29 protein-coding genes are annotated in these 16,820 nt (G+C 50.7%); 2 read left to right on the forward strand and 27 right to left on the reverse strand.

From position 1 onward, the window contains the following. Positions 1-8: 8 nt before the first annotated feature. From rplE to rpsJ, 14 genes are all read right to left on the reverse strand, one after another. Positions 9-548, reverse strand: a complete 540-nt coding sequence (rplE, locus tag L463_RS20775) for a 50S ribosomal protein L5 (RefSeq protein WP_003863290.1) — start codon at positions 546-548, stop codon at positions 9-11. 14 nt (positions 549-562) lie between these two features. Beyond that, on the reverse strand, positions 563-877 hold the full coding sequence (gene rplX / locus L463_RS20770; RefSeq protein ID WP_003863287.1) for a 50S ribosomal protein L24: 315 nt from the start codon (positions 875-877) through the stop codon (positions 563-565). A 10-nt stretch (positions 878-887) separates the two neighbouring features. Next, positions 888-1,259 (reverse strand): 50S ribosomal protein L14, encoded by a 372-nt coding sequence (gene rplN / locus L463_RS20765; RefSeq protein WP_002919748.1) that lies wholly within the window; start codon positions 1,257-1,259, stop codon positions 888-890. Positions 1,260-1,425: 166 nt separating this feature from the next. Beyond that, complete coding sequence (rpsQ, locus tag L463_RS20760; RefSeq protein ID WP_002438707.1) at positions 1,426-1,680, reverse strand: 30S ribosomal protein S17; 255 nt, start codon at positions 1,678-1,680, stop codon at positions 1,426-1,428. After that, complete coding sequence (rpmC, locus tag L463_RS20755) at positions 1,680-1,871, reverse strand: 50S ribosomal protein L29 (protein WP_003863282.1); 192 nt, start codon at positions 1,869-1,871, stop codon at positions 1,680-1,682. Before rpmC ends, rpsQ begins: the two co-directional genes overlap by 1 nt. Then, complete coding sequence (gene rplP, locus L463_RS20750; protein WP_002919759.1) at positions 1,871-2,281, reverse strand: 50S ribosomal protein L16; 411 nt, start codon at positions 2,279-2,281, stop codon at positions 1,871-1,873. Before rplP ends, rpmC begins: the two co-directional genes overlap by 1 nt. A 12-nt stretch (positions 2,282-2,293) precedes the next feature. Next, positions 2,294-2,995 carry a 30S ribosomal protein S3 gene (rpsC, locus tag L463_RS20745; RefSeq protein ID WP_000529945.1) on the reverse strand — a complete coding sequence of 234 codons (702 nt, stop codon included), beginning with the start codon at positions 2,993-2,995 and terminating at the stop codon, positions 2,294-2,296. 17 nt (positions 2,996-3,012) lie between these two features. Next, positions 3,013-3,345 (reverse strand): 50S ribosomal protein L22, encoded by a 333-nt coding sequence (rplV, locus tag L463_RS20740; protein WP_002919773.1) that lies wholly within the window; start codon positions 3,343-3,345, stop codon positions 3,013-3,015. Positions 3,346-3,359: 14 nt separating this feature from the next. Continuing rightward, entirely contained in the window at positions 3,360-3,638 is a 279-nt protein-coding gene (rpsS, locus tag L463_RS20735; RefSeq protein ID WP_001138117.1) for a 30S ribosomal protein S19, read from the reverse strand. 16 nt (positions 3,639-3,654) lie between these two features. After that, on the reverse strand, positions 3,655-4,476 hold the full coding sequence (gene rplB, locus L463_RS20730) for a 50S ribosomal protein L2 (protein WP_000301859.1): 822 nt from the start codon (positions 4,474-4,476) through the stop codon (positions 3,655-3,657). A 17-nt stretch (positions 4,477-4,493) separates the two neighbouring features. After that, entirely contained in the window at positions 4,494-4,796 is a 303-nt protein-coding gene (gene rplW / locus L463_RS20725; protein WP_000617546.1) for a 50S ribosomal protein L23, read from the reverse strand. Then, complete coding sequence (gene rplD, locus L463_RS20720) at positions 4,793-5,398, reverse strand: 50S ribosomal protein L4 (RefSeq protein ID WP_000424395.1); 606 nt, start codon at positions 5,396-5,398, stop codon at positions 4,793-4,795. The genes rplW and rplD overlap by 4 nt, the downstream gene beginning before the upstream one ends. Before the next feature lie 10 nt (positions 5,399-5,408). Continuing rightward, positions 5,409-6,038 carry a 50S ribosomal protein L3 gene (rplC, locus tag L463_RS20715; RefSeq protein ID WP_003863274.1) on the reverse strand — a complete coding sequence of 210 codons (630 nt, stop codon included), beginning with the start codon at positions 6,036-6,038 and terminating at the stop codon, positions 5,409-5,411. Between the two features lie 32 nt (positions 6,039-6,070). Then, on the reverse strand, positions 6,071-6,382 hold the full coding sequence (rpsJ, locus tag L463_RS20710) for a 30S ribosomal protein S10 (RefSeq protein ID WP_001181005.1): 312 nt from the start codon (positions 6,380-6,382) through the stop codon (positions 6,071-6,073). 380 nt (positions 6,383-6,762) lie between these two features. Here rpsJ and L463_RS20705 point away from each other — a divergent pair, with 380 nt between their 5' ends. Continuing rightward, the gene (locus tag L463_RS20705) at positions 6,763-7,236 is read left to right on the forward strand and encodes a prepilin peptidase (RefSeq protein WP_017693881.1); all 474 of its coding nucleotides are present in this window, start codon (positions 6,763-6,765) and stop codon (positions 7,234-7,236) included. Here the strand turns inward: L463_RS20705 and bfr are convergent. The 11 genes from bfr to fkpA all read right to left on the reverse strand — a co-directional run bounded on the left by bfr (position 7,220) and on the right by fkpA (position 15,421). Then, entirely contained in the window at positions 7,220-7,696 is a 477-nt protein-coding gene (bfr, locus tag L463_RS20700; RefSeq protein ID WP_003863270.1) for a bacterioferritin, read from the reverse strand. The two genes, L463_RS20705 and bfr, sit on opposite strands and share 17 nt — an antisense overlap. Before the next feature lie 72 nt (positions 7,697-7,768). Then, the gene (bfd, locus tag L463_RS20695) at positions 7,769-7,963 is read right to left on the reverse strand and encodes a bacterioferritin-associated ferredoxin (RefSeq protein WP_003863268.1); all 195 of its coding nucleotides are present in this window, start codon (positions 7,961-7,963) and stop codon (positions 7,769-7,771) included. Between the two features lie 178 nt (positions 7,964-8,141). Beyond that, positions 8,142-9,326 carry an elongation factor Tu gene (gene tuf, locus L463_RS20690; RefSeq protein WP_032673071.1) on the reverse strand — a complete coding sequence of 395 codons (1,185 nt, stop codon included), beginning with the start codon at positions 9,324-9,326 and terminating at the stop codon, positions 8,142-8,144. Between the two features lie 69 nt (positions 9,327-9,395). Next, positions 9,396-11,510: an elongation factor G gene (gene fusA / locus L463_RS20685; protein WP_006812195.1), complete on the reverse strand. Its 2,115-nt coding sequence runs from the start codon at positions 11,508-11,510 to the stop codon at positions 9,396-9,398. A gap of 96 nt (positions 11,511-11,606) precedes the next feature. Then, positions 11,607-12,077: a 30S ribosomal protein S7 gene (gene rpsG / locus L463_RS20680; RefSeq protein ID WP_003861706.1), complete on the reverse strand. Its 471-nt coding sequence runs from the start codon at positions 12,075-12,077 to the stop codon at positions 11,607-11,609. 96 nt (positions 12,078-12,173) lie between these two features. Then, the gene (rpsL, locus tag L463_RS20675; protein ID WP_000246815.1) at positions 12,174-12,548 is read right to left on the reverse strand and encodes a 30S ribosomal protein S12; all 375 of its coding nucleotides are present in this window, start codon (positions 12,546-12,548) and stop codon (positions 12,174-12,176) included. A gap of 124 nt (positions 12,549-12,672) precedes the next feature. Further along, positions 12,673-12,960 carry a sulfurtransferase complex subunit TusB gene (gene tusB / locus L463_RS20670; RefSeq protein WP_015571409.1) on the reverse strand — a complete coding sequence of 96 codons (288 nt, stop codon included), beginning with the start codon at positions 12,958-12,960 and terminating at the stop codon, positions 12,673-12,675. Between the two features lie 7 nt (positions 12,961-12,967). Continuing rightward, complete coding sequence (gene tusC, locus L463_RS20665) at positions 12,968-13,327, reverse strand: sulfurtransferase complex subunit TusC (protein WP_032103992.1); 360 nt, start codon at positions 13,325-13,327, stop codon at positions 12,968-12,970. Then, positions 13,327-13,713, reverse strand: a complete 387-nt coding sequence (gene tusD / locus L463_RS20660) for a sulfurtransferase complex subunit TusD (RefSeq protein ID WP_015571410.1) — start codon at positions 13,711-13,713, stop codon at positions 13,327-13,329. The genes tusC and tusD overlap by 1 nt, the downstream gene beginning before the upstream one ends. Beyond that, entirely contained in the window at positions 13,713-14,435 is a 723-nt protein-coding gene (locus tag L463_RS20655; RefSeq protein WP_003861697.1) for a helix-turn-helix transcriptional regulator, read from the reverse strand. The genes tusD and L463_RS20655 overlap by 1 nt, the downstream gene beginning before the upstream one ends. A gap of 167 nt (positions 14,436-14,602) precedes the next feature. Further along, complete coding sequence (gene fkpA / locus L463_RS20650) at positions 14,603-15,421, reverse strand: FKBP-type peptidyl-prolyl cis-trans isomerase (RefSeq protein WP_003861695.1); 819 nt, start codon at positions 15,419-15,421, stop codon at positions 14,603-14,605. A gap of 238 nt (positions 15,422-15,659) precedes the next feature. Here fkpA and L463_RS20645 point away from each other — a divergent pair, with 238 nt between their 5' ends. Beyond that, positions 15,660-15,878 (forward strand): protein SlyX, encoded by a 219-nt coding sequence (locus L463_RS20645; protein WP_003861693.1) that lies wholly within the window; start codon positions 15,660-15,662, stop codon positions 15,876-15,878. Between the two features lie 51 nt (positions 15,879-15,929). Here the strand turns inward: L463_RS20645 and slyD are convergent, their stop codons facing one another. After that, positions 15,930-16,520 carry a peptidylprolyl isomerase gene (gene slyD, locus L463_RS20640; protein WP_003861691.1) on the reverse strand — a complete coding sequence of 197 codons (591 nt, stop codon included), beginning with the start codon at positions 16,518-16,520 and terminating at the stop codon, positions 15,930-15,932. A 94-nt stretch (positions 16,521-16,614) separates the two neighbouring features. Next, positions 16,615-16,815, reverse strand: coding sequence for a YheV family putative zinc ribbon protein (locus L463_RS20635; RefSeq protein WP_003861689.1), 201 nt, complete (start codon positions 16,813-16,815; stop codon positions 16,615-16,617). Between the last annotated feature and the right edge of the window lie 5 nt (positions 16,816-16,820).

A 16,820-nucleotide genomic window follows, 5' to 3' on the forward strand; every position in this document is an offset into this window, starting at 1 on the left:
ACCCTACCTTACTTGCGGAACGGGAAGTCAAAGGCAGCCAGCAGAGCACGGCCTTCTTCATCAGATTTCGCAGTAGTGGTAATGGTAATATCCAAACCACGCACGCGGTCGACTTTATCGTAGTCGATTTCTGGGAAGATGATCTGCTCACGGACACCCATGCTGTAGTTACCACGACCGTCGAAAGACTTAGCGGACAAGCCACGGAAGTCACGGATACGTGGAACAGCAATAGTGATCAGGCGCTCAAGGAACTCCCACATGCGTTCGCCACGCAGAGTTACTTTACAGCCGATCGGATAGCCCTGACGGATTTTGAAGCCTGCAACAGATTTGCGTGCTTTGGTGATCAGCGGTTTTTGACCGGAGATTGCTGTCAGGTCAGCTGCTGCGTTATCCAGCAGTTTCTTGTCAGCGATCGCTTCACCAACACCCATGTTCAGGGTGATCTTCTCGACCCGAGGGACTTGCATGACAGAATTGTAGTTAAACTCAGTCATGAGTTTGTTAACTACTTCGTCTTTGTAGTAATCATGCAGTTTCGCCATCGTACTACTCCAAATTACTTGATAGTTTCGCTGTTAGATTTGAAGAAACGGACTTTTTTACCGTCTTCGAATCTAAAGCCTACACGGTCAGCCTTGCCGGTAGCCGCATTGAAGATTGCAACGTTAGAAACCTGAATAGCAGCTTCTTTTTCAACGATGCCGCCTGGTTGGTTCAGGGCCGGAACCGGCTTCTGATGTTTCTTAACCAGGTTAATACCTTCAACGACAAGTTTGCCGGAAGACAGAACATTTTTTACTTTACCGCGTTTACCTTTATCTTTACCGGTTAACACGATAACTTCGTCATCACGACGGATTTTCGCTGCCATGATTCGCTCCTTAGAGTACTTCTGGTGCCAGAGAGATAATTTTCATGAACTTCTCAGTACGAAGTTCACGAGTTACCGGCCCAAAGATACGCGTGCCGATAGGCTGCTCGCTGTTATTGTTTAAAATAACGCATGCATTACCATCGAAGCGAATGACAGAACCGTCAGGGCGACGAACACCCTTCTTGGTGCGCACCACTACCGCCTTCAGCACATCACCTTTTTTGACCTTACCACGTGGAATTGCTTCCTTGATGGTGATCTTGATGATGTCGCCTACGCCTGCGTAGCGACGGTGCGAGCCACCCAGAACCTTGATACACATTACGCGACGTGCACCGGAGTTGTCGGCGACGTTCAGCATAGTCTGTTCTTGGATCATTTTAGTGCTCCGCTAATGTCAACTACTACCTGAGACTCTAAAATCAGAGCCGTTAAAAAGCCCCATATCGAGGGCGCGGCATTATAACACCGCTTCTGCAATATGGGTAGAAAAAATAAACGGCTCATCGCTGAGCCGTTTATTCGTATTGAGAATGCGTACTCTATTACAGAACCGCTTTCTCTACAACGCGAACCAGCGTCCAGGACTTAGTCTTGGACAGTGGACGGCATTCACGGATTTCCACCTTGTCGCCGATACCACATTCGTTGTTCTCGTCATGTACGTGCAGTTTGGTCGTACGCTTGATGAATTTACCGTAGATCGGGTGTTTCACAAAACGTTCGATAGCTACAACAATGGATTTCTCCATTTTATCGCTAACAACACGACCTTGCAGAGTACGGATTTTATCGGTCATTACGCACCCGCCTTCTGAGTCAGTAAAGTCTTAACGCGCGCAACATTGCGACGCACTTGCTTCAGCAGGTGAGTCTGTTGCAGCTGGCCACTTGCAGCCTGCATACGCAGGTTGAACTGCTCACGCAGCAGGTTCAGCAGCTCAGCGTTCAGCTCTTCAACGCTTTTTTCACGCAGCTCTTTTGCTTTCATTACATCACCGTCTTAGTTACAAAGGTGGTTTTGATAGGCAGTTTCGCTGCTGCCAGGCCGAAGGCTTCACGGGCCAGCTCTTCCGGAACACCGTCCATTTCATAAAGGACTTTGCCCGGTTGGATCAAGGCAACCCAGTACTCCACGTTACCTTTACCTTTACCCATACGAACTTCCAGTGGCTTCTCGGTGATCGGTTTGTCCGGGAATACACGGATCCAGATCTTACCTTGACGCTTAACTGCACGGGTCATTGCACGACGTGCTGCTTCGATCTGACGTGCAGTCAGACGACCACGGCCAACAGCTTTCAGACCGAAAGTGCCGAAGCTAACATCCGTACCCTGCGCCAGACCACGGTTGCGGCCTTTGTGCACTTTACGGAATTTTGTACGCTTTGGTTGTAACATCAGCGACGCTCCTTATTTACGGCCTTTACGCTGCTGCTTTTTAGGTTGAGCAGCCGGTTTTTCCGGTTGTTCAACAGCAGCCATACCACCCAGGATCTCACCTTTGAAGATCCATACCTTAACGCCGATTACACCGTAAGTGGTGTGCGCTTCAGAGGTGTTGTAGTCGATGTCAGCACGCAGAGTGTGCAGCGGTACGCGACCTTCGCGGTACCATTCGGTACGTGCGATTTCCGCGCCGCCCAGACGGCCGCTAACTTCAACTTTGATACCTTTAGCGCCCAGACGCATTGCGTTCTGTACAGCACGCTTCATAGCACGACGGAACATAACGCGACGTTCCAGCTGAGAAGTGATGCTGTCAGCAACCAATTTAGCGTCCAGTTCAGGCTTACGAACTTCAGCGATATTGATCTGTGCAGGAACGCCAGCGATATCCGCTACGACCTTGCGCAGTTTTTCTACGTCTTCGCCTTTCTTACCGATAACGATGCCAGGGCGAGCAGTGTGAATAGTCACACGGATGCTCTTAGCTGGACGCTCGATAACGATACGAGATACAGACGCTTTAGCCAGTTCCTTAGTCAGGTACTGACGTACTTTAAAATCGCTGTCCAGGTTGTCAGCGAATTCTTTGGTGTTCGCAAACCAGGTAGAGTTCCATGGTTTTACAATACCCAGGCGAATACCATTAGGATGTACTTTCTGACCCATTGCTAGTCTCCAGAGTCTCAGCGATCGGACACAACCACAGTAATGTGGCTGGTGCGCTTCAGGATGCGATCTGCACGACCTTTCGCACGCGGCATAATGCGCTTCATGCTTGGGCCTTCATCTACGAAAATTTTCGCGACTTTCAGATCGTCGATGTCAGCGCCATCGTTGTGTTCAGCGTTAGCAATGGCAGATTCCAGTACTTTCTTGACCAATACCGCAGCTTTCTTGTTGGTATAGGTCAGGATGTCCAGGGCCTGCGACACTTTCTTACCGCGAATCAGGTCAGCAACAAGGCGAACCTTCTGTGCAGAAGAACGAGCATGGCGATGTTGAGCTAAAGTTTCCATCTCTTCCTCCTACCTTATTTCTTCTTCGCTTTTTTATCAGCAGCGTGGCCGCGATAAGTACGAGTCGGTGCGAATTCACCCAGTTTGTGACCAACCATTTCGTCGGTAACAAAGACTGGAACGTGCTGACGACCATTATGGACAGCGATGGTCAAACCGATCATGTTAGGAAAGATCGTTGAACGACGGGACCAAGTGCGCAGGGGCTTCTTGTCTCCGCTTTCCACCGCTTTCTCTACCTTCTTCAGCAAGTGCAGGTCAATAAAAGGACCTTTCTTGAGAGAACGTGGCATGGCTTATCCTCTAAAATTATTTGCTACGGCGACGTACGATAAATTTATCAGTACGCTTGTTGCTGCGGGTCTTCTTACCTTTGGTCTGAACGCCCCACGGAGTTACCGGGTGCTTACCAAAGTTACGACCTTCACCACCACCATGTGGGTGGTCGACTGGGTTCATCGCAGTACCGCGAACGGTAGGACGAACACCACGCCAGCGTGCAGCACCAGCTTTACCCAGAACGCGCAGCATATGCTCAGCATTGCCAACTTCGCCCAGAGTAGCGCGGCAGTCTGCTTCGACTTTACGCATTTCACCAGAACGCAGACGCAGGGTGACATAAGCACCGTCACGCGCAACGATCTGAACGTAAGTACCCGCGGAACGCGCCAGCTGACCGCCTTTACCTGGTTTCATTTCTACGTTATGAACGGTAGAACCAACCGGGATATTGCGCATCGGCAGGGTGTTGCCTGCTTTGATTGCAGCATCAACGCCAGACTGAATCTGGTCGCCAGCTTTCAGGCCTTTAGGGGCCAGGATGTAACGGCGTTCGCCATCTTTGTACAGAACCAGCGCGATGTTCGCGGAACGGTTCGGATCGTACTCAAGACGCTCAACAACTGCTGGGATACCGTCTTTGTTGCGTTTGAAGTCAACAATACGATAAGCCTGCTTGTGGCCACCACCGATGTGACGAGTGGTGATACGGCCATTGTTGTTACGACCACCGGATTTGCTGTTTTTTTCCAGCAACGGAGCAAAAGGTTTGCCCTTGTGCAGCTCAGGGTTAACCACTTTAACTACGTGGCGACGACCCGGAGATGTCGGTTTACATTTAACAACTGCCATTGTATTACTCCTCCGACTTACTCAGCGCCGCCAACGAAGTCCAGGTTCTGGCCTTCTTTCAGGGTGACGTAAGCTTTTTTCCAGTCGCTACGACGACCGATACGCTGTCCGTGACGTTTAACTTTCCCTTTAACTACCAGGGTGTTAACGACTTCGACTTCGACTTCAAACAGTTTCTGCACAGCAGCTTTGATCTCTGCTTTGGTCGCGTCTTTAGCAACTTTGAGAACGATGGTGTTTGTTTTTTCCATCGCAGTAGACGCTTTTTCAGAAACGTGCGGTGCGCGCAGCACCTTCAGCAGACGTTCTTCACGAATCATGCCAGCATCTCCTCAACTTGCTTAACAGCATCAGCAGTCATTACGACTTTGTCGAAGGCGATCAGGCTAACCGGGTCGATACCAGTCGCGTCGCGTACGTCAACCTTGTGCAGGTTACGCGCGGCCAGGAACAGGTTCTCGTCCAGCTCACCGGTGATGATCAGCACATCTTCCAGAGCCATGTCTTTCAGTTTCTGTGCCAGCAGCTTAGTTTTAGGCGCTTCAACAGAGAACTTCTCGACAACGATCAGACGATCCTGACGTACCAGTTCGGACAGAATGCTTTTCAGCGCGCCGCGGTACATCTTTTTGTTAACTTTTTGACTGTGGTCCTGTGGACGCGCAGCGAAGGTCACGCCACCTGAACGCCAGATCGGGCTCTTGATAGAACCTGAACGCGCACGGCCGGTACCTTTCTGGCGCCATGGCTTTTTGCCTGAACCAGTTACTTCAGCACGAGTCTTCTGAGCACGAGTACCCTGACGAGCACCAGCTGCATAAGCAACAACAACCTGGTGAACCAGCGCTTCGTTGAAATCACGACCGAAGGTAGTTTCGGAAACAGTCAGCGCGCTCTGCGCGTCTTTCAATACTAATTCCATTGCTATCCCCTTACGCCTTCACAGCTGGTTTAACGATCAGGTCGCTACCGGTTGCACCCGGGACCGCACCTTTAACCAGCAGCAGGTTGCGCTCAGCGTCAACACGTACTACGTCCAGGCTCTGAACGGTTACACGTTCGTTGCCCAGCTGACCTGCCATTTTCTTGCCTTTGAACACTTTGCCCGGAGTCTGGTTCTGACCGATAGAACCCGGAACGCGGTGAGACAAGGAGTTACCGTGAGTAGCGTCCTGGGTACGGAAGTTCCAGCGCTTAACGGTACCAGCAAAACCTTTACCTTTAGAGGTACCGGTTACGTCAACTTTTTTAACGTCAGCAAACAGCTCAACGCTAATGTCCTGACCTACGGTGAACTCTTCGCCTTCAGCAAGACGGAATTCCCACAGACCACGGCCAGCTTCAACGCCAGCTTTAGCGAAGTGACCCGCTTCTGGTTTGGTTACACGGTTAGCTTTTTTAGCACCAGTGGTAACCTGAATAGCGCGGTAGCCATCGTTAGCCAGATCTTTAACCTGAGTAACGCGGTTTGCTTCAACTTCGATTACGGTTACTGGGATAGAAACGCCATCTTCAGTGAAGATGCGGGTCATACCCACTTTTTTACCGACTAAACCAATCATTGTTTCAACCTCTCAATCGCTCGATGACCTGATTAACCCAGGCTGATCTGCACGTCTACACCGGCAGCCAGATCCAGACGCATCAGAGCATCAACGGTTTTCTCAGTTGGCTCAACGATGTCAACCAGACGCTTGTGAGTGCGGATTTCGTACTGATCACGCGCATCTTTGTTAACGTGCGGAGAGATCAGAACGGTAAAGCGCTCTTTGCGGGTCGGCAGCGGGATCGGACCACGGACTTGCGCACCAGTGCGCTTAGCAGTCTCGACGATTTCCGCGGTTGATTGATCGATCAGACGATGATCAAACGCTTTAAGGCGGATACGGATTCTTTGGTTCTGCATGAGACCAGAGCTCCAATTATTTTATAAACGAAAATGATTACTCCTCAAACCCATTACGATTGATGGGAGAGTGTAACCGTTCTTACGTAGCTCCCCAATTGGGAGCATTGTTGAGTAACAAAGTGAGCTACTCTGGTTCAGATTGAACCCGCCGTCAATTACGACAAGCCCGCGCATTATACGTAAATCAGAGAAAGACGCAAGTGCCGTTTAGAAATTAAGCGCCAAAGACGTACTATACGTAAGGCCGCGCAATTTTTTATGCAAAGTATCCCTTCTCAACTCTTTGTCTGAAGCCGCTACGCAATTGCTGTTTTTACACATTGCCGGGCATGCAGATTATTACGAGTATGCGCTCAAACCATTTTGAGGCTCTCGCTATGCTACTGTCCCTCCCCTTTCTGCTGATCTATTTTGCGTTATCGGCCTTGCTTGTTCGCACCGATATCCGCACGGGGCTTCTTCCCGATAAATTTCTTTGCCCGCTGCTATGGACGGGCCTGCTCTACCAGCTTTGTCTCCATCCTGATTTTTTGCCGAGCGCGGTAGTGGGTGCGATGGCAGGATACGCCGGATTCGCCATTATCTATTGGGGATACCGTCTCATCTGCCGACGTGAAGGGATGGGATATGGCGACATAAAATATCTGGCGGCGCTGGGGGCATGGCATGGCTGGTGTGTACTACCAATACTGGCATTAGTGGCCGCGTTAATGGCTCTGCTGTATCTGGTTGCTTTCTCGTTATTTACCCCTGATAAGCAGGCATTAAAAAACCCACTGCCTTTTGGGCCATTTCTGGCGGCAGCGGGTTTATGCGTTGGCTGGGAAAGCCTGATTAACTTTCCACTTTGATCTGAGACTGAAGGTAGTTCTGTAGGCCAATTTTGCTAATGAGATCCAGTTCGGTCTCAAGCCAGTCGATGTGCCCTTCTTCATCGGCCAGGATCTGGATCATCATATCGCGGCTGACGTAGTCATGTACGCTGTCCGCATAGGCAATGGCTTCACGCAGATCTTTTGCACCCTCCAGCTCCAGCCGGAGATCAGAACGCAGCATCTCTTCGACATCTTCTCCGATGCCCAGTTTTCCGAGATCCTGTAGGTTAGGAATGCCTTCGAGGAATAAAATACGCTCAATGTATTTATCGGCGTGTTTCATTTCATCAATGGACTCATGGTATTCAACATCGTTGAGGCGAGTCAGTCCCCAGTTTTTAAACATTCTTGCATGGAGAAAATACTGATTGATTGCGACAAGCTCATTTCCCAATAATTTATTGAGATAACTTATGATTTTAACATCACCTTTCATTATATAGTCCCTCCGCTTCCACTCATTGAAGCGTAGATCGGGCTACGGGGATGTCAAAAAAAAGATAGAGGCTTACGCGATCTCTTTGAATTCCGGGATCTGCATCAGTTCGTCCTGCATGATCTCACGCGCTGCGCGAACGCATTTACCGCATTGATTTCCCACCGGAACAAACTTGCGAAGCTGCTGGAAAGATTGTGGTTGAAACTGGCGAACGGCCTGACGAATTTTTTTGTCGCTTACACCATTACATAAACAAACGTACATAAAGACTCCCGTTCAAAATATGCGCAAAGTGTAAGTGAGAATGGTTATGATTACAATAGCGCGGGCGTCGGAATACGTGGCGGGAGAAAGCAAAAAATGCGAATTTTTATGACAATGCCCCAACGGCAGAAAACAAAAAAGGACGCCGAAGCGTCCTTTTTATTTCAGGGATAATTAATTAGCCCAGAACTTTAGCAACTACGCCCGCGCCAACGGTACGGCCGCCTTCGCGGATTGCGAAGCGCAGACCGTCGTCCATCGCGATTGGGTGGATCAGCGTCACAACCATCTTGATGTTGTCGCCTGGCATTACCATCTCTACGCCTTCTGGCAGTTCGATGGTACCGGTCACGTCAGTTGTACGGAAGTAGAACTGTGGACGGTAGCCTTTGAAGAACGGAGTATGACGGCCGCCTTCGTCTTTGGACAGAATGTACACTTCAGATTCGAACTTGGTGTGTGGCTTGATTGAGCCTGGCTTCGCCAGAACCTGACCACGTTCGATTTCTTCACGTTTGATACCACGCAGCAGAACACCAACGTTCTCACCAGCACGGCCTTCGTCCAGCAGTTTGCGGAACATTTCAACGCCAGTACAGGTAGACTTCGCAGTCTCTTTGATACCAACGATTTCAACTTCTTCACCCACTTTGATGATACCGCGCTCTACACGACCGGTAACAACGGTACCACGACCGGAGATGGAGAATACGTCTTCGATTGGCAGCAGGAATGGCTTGTCAATCGCACGCTCTGGTTCTGGGATGTAAGAATCCAGGTAGCCAGCCAGTTCGATGATTTTCTCTTCCCACTCTGCGTCGCCTTCCAGCGCTTTCAGCGCGGAACCACGAACGATTGGAGTGTCGTCGCCTGGGAAATCGTACTGAGACAGCAGTTCACGAACTTCCATCTCTACCAGTTCCAGCAGCTCTTCGTCATCAACCATGTCGCATTTGTTCAGGAACACGATGATGTAAGGAACGCCTACCTGACGACCCAGCAGGATGTGCTCACGAGTCTGAGGCATAGGGCCGTCAGTCGCAGCAACAACCAGGATCGCGCCGTCCATCTGCGCAGCACCGGTGATCATGTTTTTAACATAGTCGGCGTGGCCTGGGCAGTCTACGTGTGCGTAGTGGCGAGTCGGGGTGTCATACTCAACGTGAGAGGTGTTGATGGTGATACCACGAGCTTTTTCTTCTGGTGCGTTATCGATCTGGTCGAAAGCACGAGCAGCACCGCCGTAGGTTTTAGCCAGTACGGTAGTGATTGCAGCAGTCAGGGTAGTTTTACCATGGTCAACGTGGCCGATAGTACCAACGTTGACGTGCGGTTTTGTACGTTCAAATTTTTCTTTAGACACGGCTATATTCCTTACTATAGTGCTCTCCCCTTCGGAGAGAGCACGGGACTTAGGTTTTAATCCTGTGGATTACTTACCACGGGCTTCGATAACGGCCTGAGCAACGTTGTTCGGCGCATCATCATACTTCAGGAATTCCATAGTGTATGATGCACGACCTTTGGTCAGAGAACGCAGCTGAGTCGCATATCCGAACATTTCAGACAGCGGAACTTCAGCGTGGATCTTAACGCCAGTTACTTCGGATTCCTGACCACGCAGCATACCGCGACGACGGCTCAAGTCACCGATAACGTCACCGGTGTTCTCTTCAGGAGTTTCTACTTCAACCTTCATGATCGGCTCAAGCAGAACTGGTTTTGCTTTCTTAAAGCCTTCTTTAAAGGCAATAGACGCAGCCAGTTTAAACGCCAGTTCAGAGGAGTCAACGTCGTGGTAAGAACCGAAGTGCAGACGAACACCCATGTCTACAACCGGGTAACCAGCCAGAGGACCAGCTTTCAGCTGCTCCTGGATGCCTTTATCAACGGCAGGGATGTATTCGCCAGGAATTACACCACCTTTGATGTCGTTGATGAACTCGTAACCTTTAGGGTTAGAGCCCGGCTCCAGTGGGTACATGTCGATCACAACGTGACCGTACTGACCGCGACCACCAGACTGCTTAGCGTGTTTACCTTCAACATCGGTAACTTTCGCGCGAATCGCTTCGCGGTAAGCAACCTGAGGTTTACCCACGTTCGCTTCAACGTTGAATTCACGCTTCATACGGTCAACGATGATGTCCAGGTGCAGTTCACCCATACCAGCGATGATGGTCTGGTTAGATTCTTCATCAGTCCATACGCGGAATGATGGGTCTTCTTTCGCCAGACGGCCCAGAGCCAGACCCATTTTTTCCTGGTCAGCTTTGGTTTTTGGTTCAACTGCGATGGAGATTACCGGCTCAGGGAATTCCATACGCTCCAGAATGATCGGGTGATCCGGGTCACACAGGGTGTCACCAGTGGTCACGTCTTTCAGACCGATAGCAGCAGCGATGTCGCCCGCACGAACTTCTTTGATCTCTTCACGTTTGTTAGCGTGCATCTGTACGATACGGCCAAAACGTTCACGCGCCGCTTTCACGGAGTTCAGGATGGTGTCACCGGAGTTAACCACACCAGAGTAAACGCGGAAGAAGGTCAGGTTACCCACGAATGGGTCGGTAGCAATTTTGAACGCCAGTGCAGAGAACGGCTCGTCATCACTTGCGTGACGCTCAGCCGGAGTATCTTTACCGTCGTCCAGGATGCCGTTGATCGCAGGAACGTCAACCGGGGATGGCAGGTAGTCAACTACCGCATCCAGCATCGCCTGAACACCTTTGTTCTTGAACGCAGAACCACAGGTTACCAGGATGATTTCGTTGTTCAGAACGCGCTGACGCAGAGCAGATTTGATCTCTTGCTCAGACAGTTCTTCACCACCCAGGTATTTCTCCATCAGCTCTTCAGAAGCTTCTGCTGCGGATTCGATCAGGTTCTGGTGCCATTCGTCAGCCAGGTCCTGCATCTCTGCCGGGATATCTTCGTATTCGAAGGTAACGCCCGCATCTGCTTCGTTCCAGTTGATGGCTTTCATTTTCACCAGGTCGATAACGCCGGTGAAACCTTCTTCAGCACCAATTGCCAGCTGAAGCGGAACAGGGTTCGCGCCCAGACGGGTTTTGATCTGGCCAACAACTTTCAGGAAGTTAGCACCCATACGGTCCATTTTGTTAACGAACGCGATGCGTGGAACTTTATATTTGTTTGCCTGACGCCATACGGTTTCAGACTGTGGCTGAACACCACCAACTGCGCAATAAACCATTACCGCGCCGTCAAGAACACGCATGGAACGTTCTACTTCGATGGTGAAGTCAACGTGCCCTGGGGTGTCGATGATGTTTACGCGATGCGGTTCGTACTGCTTAGCCATACCTGACCAGAATGCAGTAGTCGCTGCGGAGGTGATAGTAATACCACGCTCCTGCTCCTGTTCCATCCAGTCCATGGTGGCTGCGCCGTCATGAACTTCACCGATTTTATGGTTTACACCGGTGTAGAACAGAATACGTTCGGTAGTAGTGGTTTTACCGGCGTCGATGTGCGCACTGATACCGATGTTACGGTAGCGTGCGATGGGTGTTGTACGAGCCATTTGATTCCTCGTTTATATCTTTAGGCGTTCAGTTAAGTTACCCAGAGCGGGCGGCTTCTCTGAAGCGCCCGCCTGGTGACTACGACTCCGAAGGGATTACCAACGGTAGTGTGCGAACGCCTTGTTGGCTTCTGCCATACGGTGAACGTCTTCACGTTTCTTAACTGCGGTACCTTTGTTTTCCGCAGCATCAGAAAGTTCGTTCGCCAGACGCAGAGCCATGGATTTATCACCGCGTTTACGAGCAGCTTCAACGATCCAACGCATTGCCAGAGCATTACGACGAACCGGACGAACTTCAACTGGAACCTGATAAGTAGAACCACCAACGCGGCGAGACTTAACTTCTACAGTCGGGCGCACGTTGTCGAGAGCGACTTCGAAGGCTTCCAGTTCATTTTTACCAGAACGCTGAGCCAGGGTCTCCAGCGCGCTGTATACGATTGCTTCTGCGGTAGATTTTTTACCATCTACCATCAGGATATTTACAAATTTTGCCAGCAGTTCTGATCCGAATTTCGGATCTGGAAGAATTTTACGCTGACCAATGACGCGACGACGTGGCATGGGATTACTCCGTTGTTAATTCAGGATTGTCCAAAACTCTACGAGTTTAGTTTGACATTAAGATAAATCAGTTTGGCCTTACTTAACGGAGAACCATTAAGCCTTAGGACGCTTCACGCCGTACTTGGAGCGAGCCTGCTTACGGTCTTTAACACCTGAGCAGTCCAGCGCACCACGAACGGTGTGGTAACGAACACCCGGAAGGTCTTTAACACGACCGCCACGGATCAGGATCACGGAGTGCTCCTGAAGGTTGTGACCTTCACCACCGATGTAGGAAGTCACTTCGAAACCGTTAGTCAAACGCACACGGCATACTTTACGCAGTGCGGAGTTTGGTTTTTTAGGAGTGGTGGTATATACACGAGTACATACGCCACGTTTCTGCGGGCAGGCTTCCAGCGCAGGCACGTTGCTTTTTGCAACTTTGCGTGCACGTGGTTTGCGTACCAGCTGGTTAACTGTTGCCATTAAATAGCTCCTGGTTTTAGCTTTTGCTTCGTAAACACGTAATAAAACGACCTCATACAATATGAGGACGCGAAATTTTAGGGCTACGTCGAAAAGGTGTCAAGAAATATACAGCGATCTCAAATCACCAGTTCATTTGACTGGCGTGCGTCACAGTAAGATTGACGAAATCAGTATAGCCAACCACATCAATTTTGGCTGAAATTTGACCAGAAAGACCCCGCGCATCCAGATCCTCTTTCAGCGCAGAGACTGTTATGGGGGCATTAGCGAGGATTTCAACAAAACGGCTGCCTTCAAGCGCCGCAAGCACGCCATCCTGAATCAGCAGCAGATCATCACCTTCGCGCAGCATGCTCAGTAACGTGTCGATATCGCATTGCCACGGTGAACGGCTCAGGGTATGGAGCATGACAGCCTCAGAAAGTCAGAACGGTATCGTAGTGAGAGAGTTGTTCGCGCAGCGCAGCAGAGGTCAGGAGCGTCACGTCCAGCACGAACGGTGTTTTCTCGTTTAACCCACGCGCGGCCAGCGAATCGGCGCACACATAGAAGGTTTCAATGTCATAGAGCGGCAGAACTTTAAAGGTCGCAATGTAGTCGCGCGCAAGAATGGCCTGCGGTTGTTGGCCAGCCAGAAGCTGGAATACGCCATCGCCTAAAAAGAAGACGCCAATATCTTCGGTTAAAGCCGATGTCGCGAGCAATGCATCCAGCCCTTCCCGGCCTGAAGCGCTGCCATGCGGCGCAGAAGTAAAAACAAACGCTACGCGCTTCATCAAAATTGCACCACTCTGTCGCAGGTCAACGCCGCCTGTGCCAGGGCACCTAGTCCGCTGAGCGAAAAGCCCGGTTGCAGGTTAGCCCCCGCCAGACCAAGGCGTTCGGCTTCGGTCACATCCGTCACGCCGCGACGCAGTGCCGCCGCGACGCAGATATGCAGGTCAACGCCCTGCGTTTCGTTTAATTTTTGCCAGGCGCGCACAAGGTCAAACTCATCGCTCGCCGGAGACGTAAACTGGTTCGCGTTATATACGCCTTCGCGATAAAAGAAGACGCTTGCCAGTTCATGACCGGCATCAAGCAGCGCATGGGCAAACTGTAGCGCGCTGCTGGCCTGCTGGGTACCGTACGCCGGGCCCGTCACCATTAACGCAAAACGCATTACTTGTCTTGTCCCAGAAAGTCGCCGCTTTTGAACTGGCGAATATAGAGGTAAACCGTGTGTTTGGAGATATTCAGGCGATCGGCCACCTGGTTGATGGCATCTTTGATATCAAAAATCCCTTTCTCATAGAGGTTCAGGACGATCTGACGATTCTTGGCGTTGTTGGATACGTTGCGATCGGCATTCACCTCTTCAATGGTGAACTCCAGCGTCTGGGTCACGAGATCCTCAACCGAAGAAGCAAAGTTCACCGATGAGCCCACGTCCGGCGTTTCTGGCGGGATGAAGGTGCTCATGATTTGCGAGAATGGCACATCAAGGTTCATGTTGATGCACAGCAAACCGATTACCCGGTGTTCGCGATTTCGAATCGCGATCGTTTCTGATTTCATCAGCACGCCACTTTTGGCGCGGGTGAAATAGCATTTTGAGACGCTGCTGTCCGCGCCGGTCATGTCATGCAACATACGCAATGCAAGGTCGGTGATTGGCGAACCAATTTTACGGCCAGTGTGCTCACCATTCGCAATGCGGATAGCGGAACACTTAAGATCTTGCAGGGAATGCAATACGATTTCGCAGTGGGAACCAATGAGCATCGCTAACCCGTCCACTACCGCTTCGTAGGATTTCAGAATATCGAAGTCGGTCTGGTCAAATGGACGTTGATCCAGCAAATCAAGTTCACTGGTTTCGTTGGTTAAAAGCGACCTGGACATGAAAAAAACACTCCTTTTCAGGAGCCTGTCGTTAGGTTTTCAGGGCAGGCTCATTATCTACACGGACAACTAAATTAATACAGCGTGTATAACGCTTTCCAGTGTTAATTATATCTGCCCCACAATAAAAAAACCGCCGCCTGTAAAGGCGGCGGTTTTTTTCAGCATTACTTCTTAGCTGCTGCGGCTTTGTCGTCAGCCGGTGCGTCTGTTTTCGCATCCGCTTTCGGCGCCGGTTTGATGTCCAGCAGTTCTACATCAAATACCAGCGTGGAGTTAGCCGGGATACCCGGAACGCCGGTTTTGCCGTAAGCCAGATCCGGTGGGATGACCAGCTTGATTTTACCGCCTTTCTTGATGTTCTTCAGGCCTTCGGTCCAGCCCGGGATCACACCATCCAGACGGAAGGAGAGAGGCTCACCGCGGGTATAAGAGTTATCGAACTCTTTACCGTCGATCAGCGTACCTTTATAGTTCACCACAACGGTGTCGCTGTCTTTAGGCGCGTCGCCGGTACCTTCTTTCTCAACTTTATAGATCAGGCCAGTAGAAGACGTTTTAACGCCTTTCTCTTTAGCGAACTTGTCGCGGTAGGCTTTGCCTTTCGCTTCGTTATCTTTAGCGTCTGCTTCCATCTTGGTCTGAGCGGCGCCTTTCACGCGCGCTTCAAACGCTTGCAGAGTCTGCTCGATTTCCTGGTCAGACAGTTTGCTCTTGTCTGCGAACGCATCCTGAACCCCTGCGATCAGCTGGTTTTTGTCCAGTTTGATGCCCAGTTTCTCTTGTTCTTTCAGAGAGTTTTCCATGTAACGACCCAGAGACGCGCCAAGTGCGTAGGCGGATTTCTGGTCGTCATTTTTGAATGCCGCTTTGCTGTCTGTAGTCGCAGCAGGCTTCGCAGCAGTATCAGCAGCGAAAGACAGCGGCGCATTGAGCGCTACAGCCATAGTGGTCGCCAGCAGCGTAACTTTAAACAGTGATTTCATCCATATCTCCAGGACCTGAGGTCTCTCACCCCAGTGTTAAACGTAAATGAGTGACGTACTATAAAACGTTGCGGAAGAAATCTACAGACAGACTCCCCCGAATGTCGCTTCTTTTCAGACTATTTTTGTTTAAATAAGTTTCTTGTCAGGGAGATGGATACTGTACTTAAGGAAAAAGTCAGCTAAACTTCGCCGCCGCTGGTCCATTATGGCGAATGAGAGATAAACGAGGTGAATGATGAAGGATACAACGATCGAAGCGAGACTGGCTGAGCTGGAAAGCCGCCTGGCTTTTCAGGACATCACCATCGAAGAACTGAATCAGACCGTGACGGCCCATGAGCTTGAAATGGCAAAACTGCGCGATCACATGCGCCTGCTGACGGAAAAGCTGAAGGCCACACAGCCGTCAAACATTGCCTCTCAGTCAGAAGAGACGCCACCACCTCATTATTGAGGCGTAAAAAAAGCGGGATTATCCCGCTTTTTTATTTTCCGGAGTACGGAATCAGTGGCAACCGCAGCCGCCGTTACCGCAACCACCTTTACCGTGGCCGTGGTCATGACCATGGTCGTGGCCGTGACCACCGCAGCAGCCGTCGTGGCCGTGATCGTGGTCATGATCGTGACCGTGCGCACCGTGAACGTGGCCATGAGCCAGCTCTTCTTCGGTCGCTTCACGGATCGCAACAACTTCTACGTTGAACTTCAGGTTCTGACCCGCCAGCATGTGGTTGCCGTCAACCACAACGTGGTCGTCTTCAACTTCAGTGATTTCAACCGGCACCGGACCCTGGTCAGTTTCCGCCAGGAAGCGCATGCCAACCTGCAACTCGTCAACGCCCATGAATACGTCTTTAGGAACGCGCTGAACCAGGTTGTCATCATACTGACCGTAAGCGTCGTTCGCGCCTACAGCAACGTCGAATTTGTCGCCAACTTCATGGCCTTCCAGCGCCGTTTCCAGGCCGGAAATCAGGGAACCGTGACCATGCAGGTAGTCCAGCGGCGCACTCACCGGAGACTCATCAACCAACACACCGTCTTCTGTACGTACCTGATAGGCCAGGCTGACCACCAGGTCTTTTGCTACTTTCATGATATCTCCTGAGCGTGGGAAAATTGCTGGCGCAGATTGTAGCGGAAATCTGCACCCGTGTACCCTTAAGCTTAAAAAAACTCAGAGCATATCGCTAGTCTGGATGAAAAATGCCGATCACTTGCTCTTCTTTGCGAACGTGATCGCGGGCTTCTTTATCGGCCTCACGCATCTGGTGACCGCACTTAACACATTCAACGATATCGATATTATTTTCACGCCACATGGCCAGTGTATCTTGCGCCTGGCAGGATGGGCATTTTGCGCCCGCGATAAAGCGTTTACGTACAGCCATCTTTC

The sequence above is a fragment of the Enterobacter sp. BIDMC 27 genome (genome assembly GCF_000534415.1).
Taxonomy (GTDB): domain Bacteria; phylum Pseudomonadota; class Gammaproteobacteria; order Enterobacterales; family Enterobacteriaceae; genus Enterobacter; species Enterobacter hormaechei_C.

Bases quoted from the DNA above. Each gene is read 5' to 3' on its own strand.
- slyD (WP_003861691.1), bottom strand. From the start codon at position 16,520: ATGAAAGTAGCAAAAGACCTGGTGGTCAGCCTGGCCTATCAGGTACGT.
- L463_RS20645 (WP_003861693.1), top strand. From the start codon at position 15,660: ATGAAGGATACAACGATCGAAGCGAGACTGGCTGAGCTGGAAAGCCGC.
- bfr (WP_003863270.1), bottom strand. From the start codon at position 7,696: ATGAAAGGTGATGTTAAAATCATAAGTTATCTCAATAAATTATTGGGA.
- rplN (WP_002919748.1), bottom strand. From the start codon at position 1,259: ATGATCCAAGAACAGACTATGCTGAACGTCGCCGACAACTCCGGTGCA.
- rplB (WP_000301859.1), bottom strand. From the start codon at position 4,476: ATGGCAGTTGTTAAATGTAAACCGACATCTCCGGGTCGTCGCCACGTA.
- fkpA (WP_003861695.1), bottom strand. From the start codon at position 15,421: ATGAAATCACTGTTTAAAGTTACGCTGCTGGCGACCACTATGGCTGTA.
- rpsL (WP_000246815.1), bottom strand. From the start codon at position 12,548: ATGGCAACAGTTAACCAGCTGGTACGCAAACCACGTGCACGCAAAGTT.
- rpsG (WP_003861706.1), bottom strand. From the start codon at position 12,077: ATGCCACGTCGTCGCGTCATTGGTCAGCGTAAAATTCTTCCAGATCCG.
- tusB (WP_015571409.1), bottom strand. From the start codon at position 12,960: ATGCTCCATACCCTGAGCCGTTCACCGTGGCAATGCGATATCGACACG.
- tusC (WP_032103992.1), bottom strand. From the start codon at position 13,327: ATGAAGCGCGTAGCGTTTGTTTTTACTTCTGCGCCGCATGGCAGCGCT.
- rpsC (WP_000529945.1), bottom strand. From the start codon at position 2,995: ATGGGTCAGAAAGTACATCCTAATGGTATTCGCCTGGGTATTGTAAAA.
- rplD (WP_000424395.1), bottom strand. From the start codon at position 5,398: ATGGAATTAGTATTGAAAGACGCGCAGAGCGCGCTGACTGTTTCCGAA.
- rpmC (WP_003863282.1), bottom strand. From the start codon at position 1,871: ATGAAAGCAAAAGAGCTGCGTGAAAAAAGCGTTGAAGAGCTGAACGCT.
- rplP (WP_002919759.1), bottom strand. From the start codon at position 2,281: ATGTTACAACCAAAGCGTACAAAATTCCGTAAAGTGCACAAAGGCCGC.
- rpsS (WP_001138117.1), bottom strand. From the start codon at position 3,638: ATGCCACGTTCTCTCAAGAAAGGTCCTTTTATTGACCTGCACTTGCTG.
- rplW (WP_000617546.1), bottom strand. From the start codon at position 4,796: ATGATTCGTGAAGAACGTCTGCTGAAGGTGCTGCGCGCACCGCACGTT.
- rplV (WP_002919773.1), bottom strand. From the start codon at position 3,345: ATGGAAACTTTAGCTCAACATCGCCATGCTCGTTCTTCTGCACAGAAG.
- tusD (WP_015571410.1), bottom strand. From the start codon at position 13,713: ATGCGTTTTGCGTTAATGGTGACGGGCCCGGCGTACGGTACCCAGCAG.
- L463_RS20655 (WP_003861697.1), bottom strand. From the start codon at position 14,435: ATGTCCAGGTCGCTTTTAACCAACGAAACCAGTGAACTTGATTTGCTG.
- rplX (WP_003863287.1), bottom strand. From the start codon at position 877: ATGGCAGCGAAAATCCGTCGTGATGACGAAGTTATCGTGTTAACCGGT.
- bfd (WP_003863268.1), bottom strand. From the start codon at position 7,963: ATGTACGTTTGTTTATGTAATGGTGTAAGCGACAAAAAAATTCGTCAG.
- fusA (WP_006812195.1), bottom strand. From the start codon at position 11,510: ATGGCTCGTACAACACCCATCGCACGCTACCGTAACATCGGTATCAGT.
- L463_RS20705 (WP_017693881.1), top strand. From the start codon at position 6,763: ATGCTACTGTCCCTCCCCTTTCTGCTGATCTATTTTGCGTTATCGGCC.
- rplC (WP_003863274.1), bottom strand. From the start codon at position 6,038: ATGATTGGTTTAGTCGGTAAAAAAGTGGGTATGACCCGCATCTTCACT.
- L463_RS20635 (WP_003861689.1), bottom strand. From the start codon at position 16,815: ATGGCTGTACGTAAACGCTTTATCGCGGGCGCAAAATGCCCATCCTGC.
- rpsJ (WP_001181005.1), bottom strand. From the start codon at position 6,382: ATGCAGAACCAAAGAATCCGTATCCGCCTTAAAGCGTTTGATCATCGT.
- rplE (WP_003863290.1), bottom strand. From the start codon at position 548: ATGGCGAAACTGCATGATTACTACAAAGACGAAGTAGTTAACAAACTC.
- rpsQ (WP_002438707.1), bottom strand. From the start codon at position 1,680: ATGACCGATAAAATCCGTACTCTGCAAGGTCGTGTTGTTAGCGATAAA.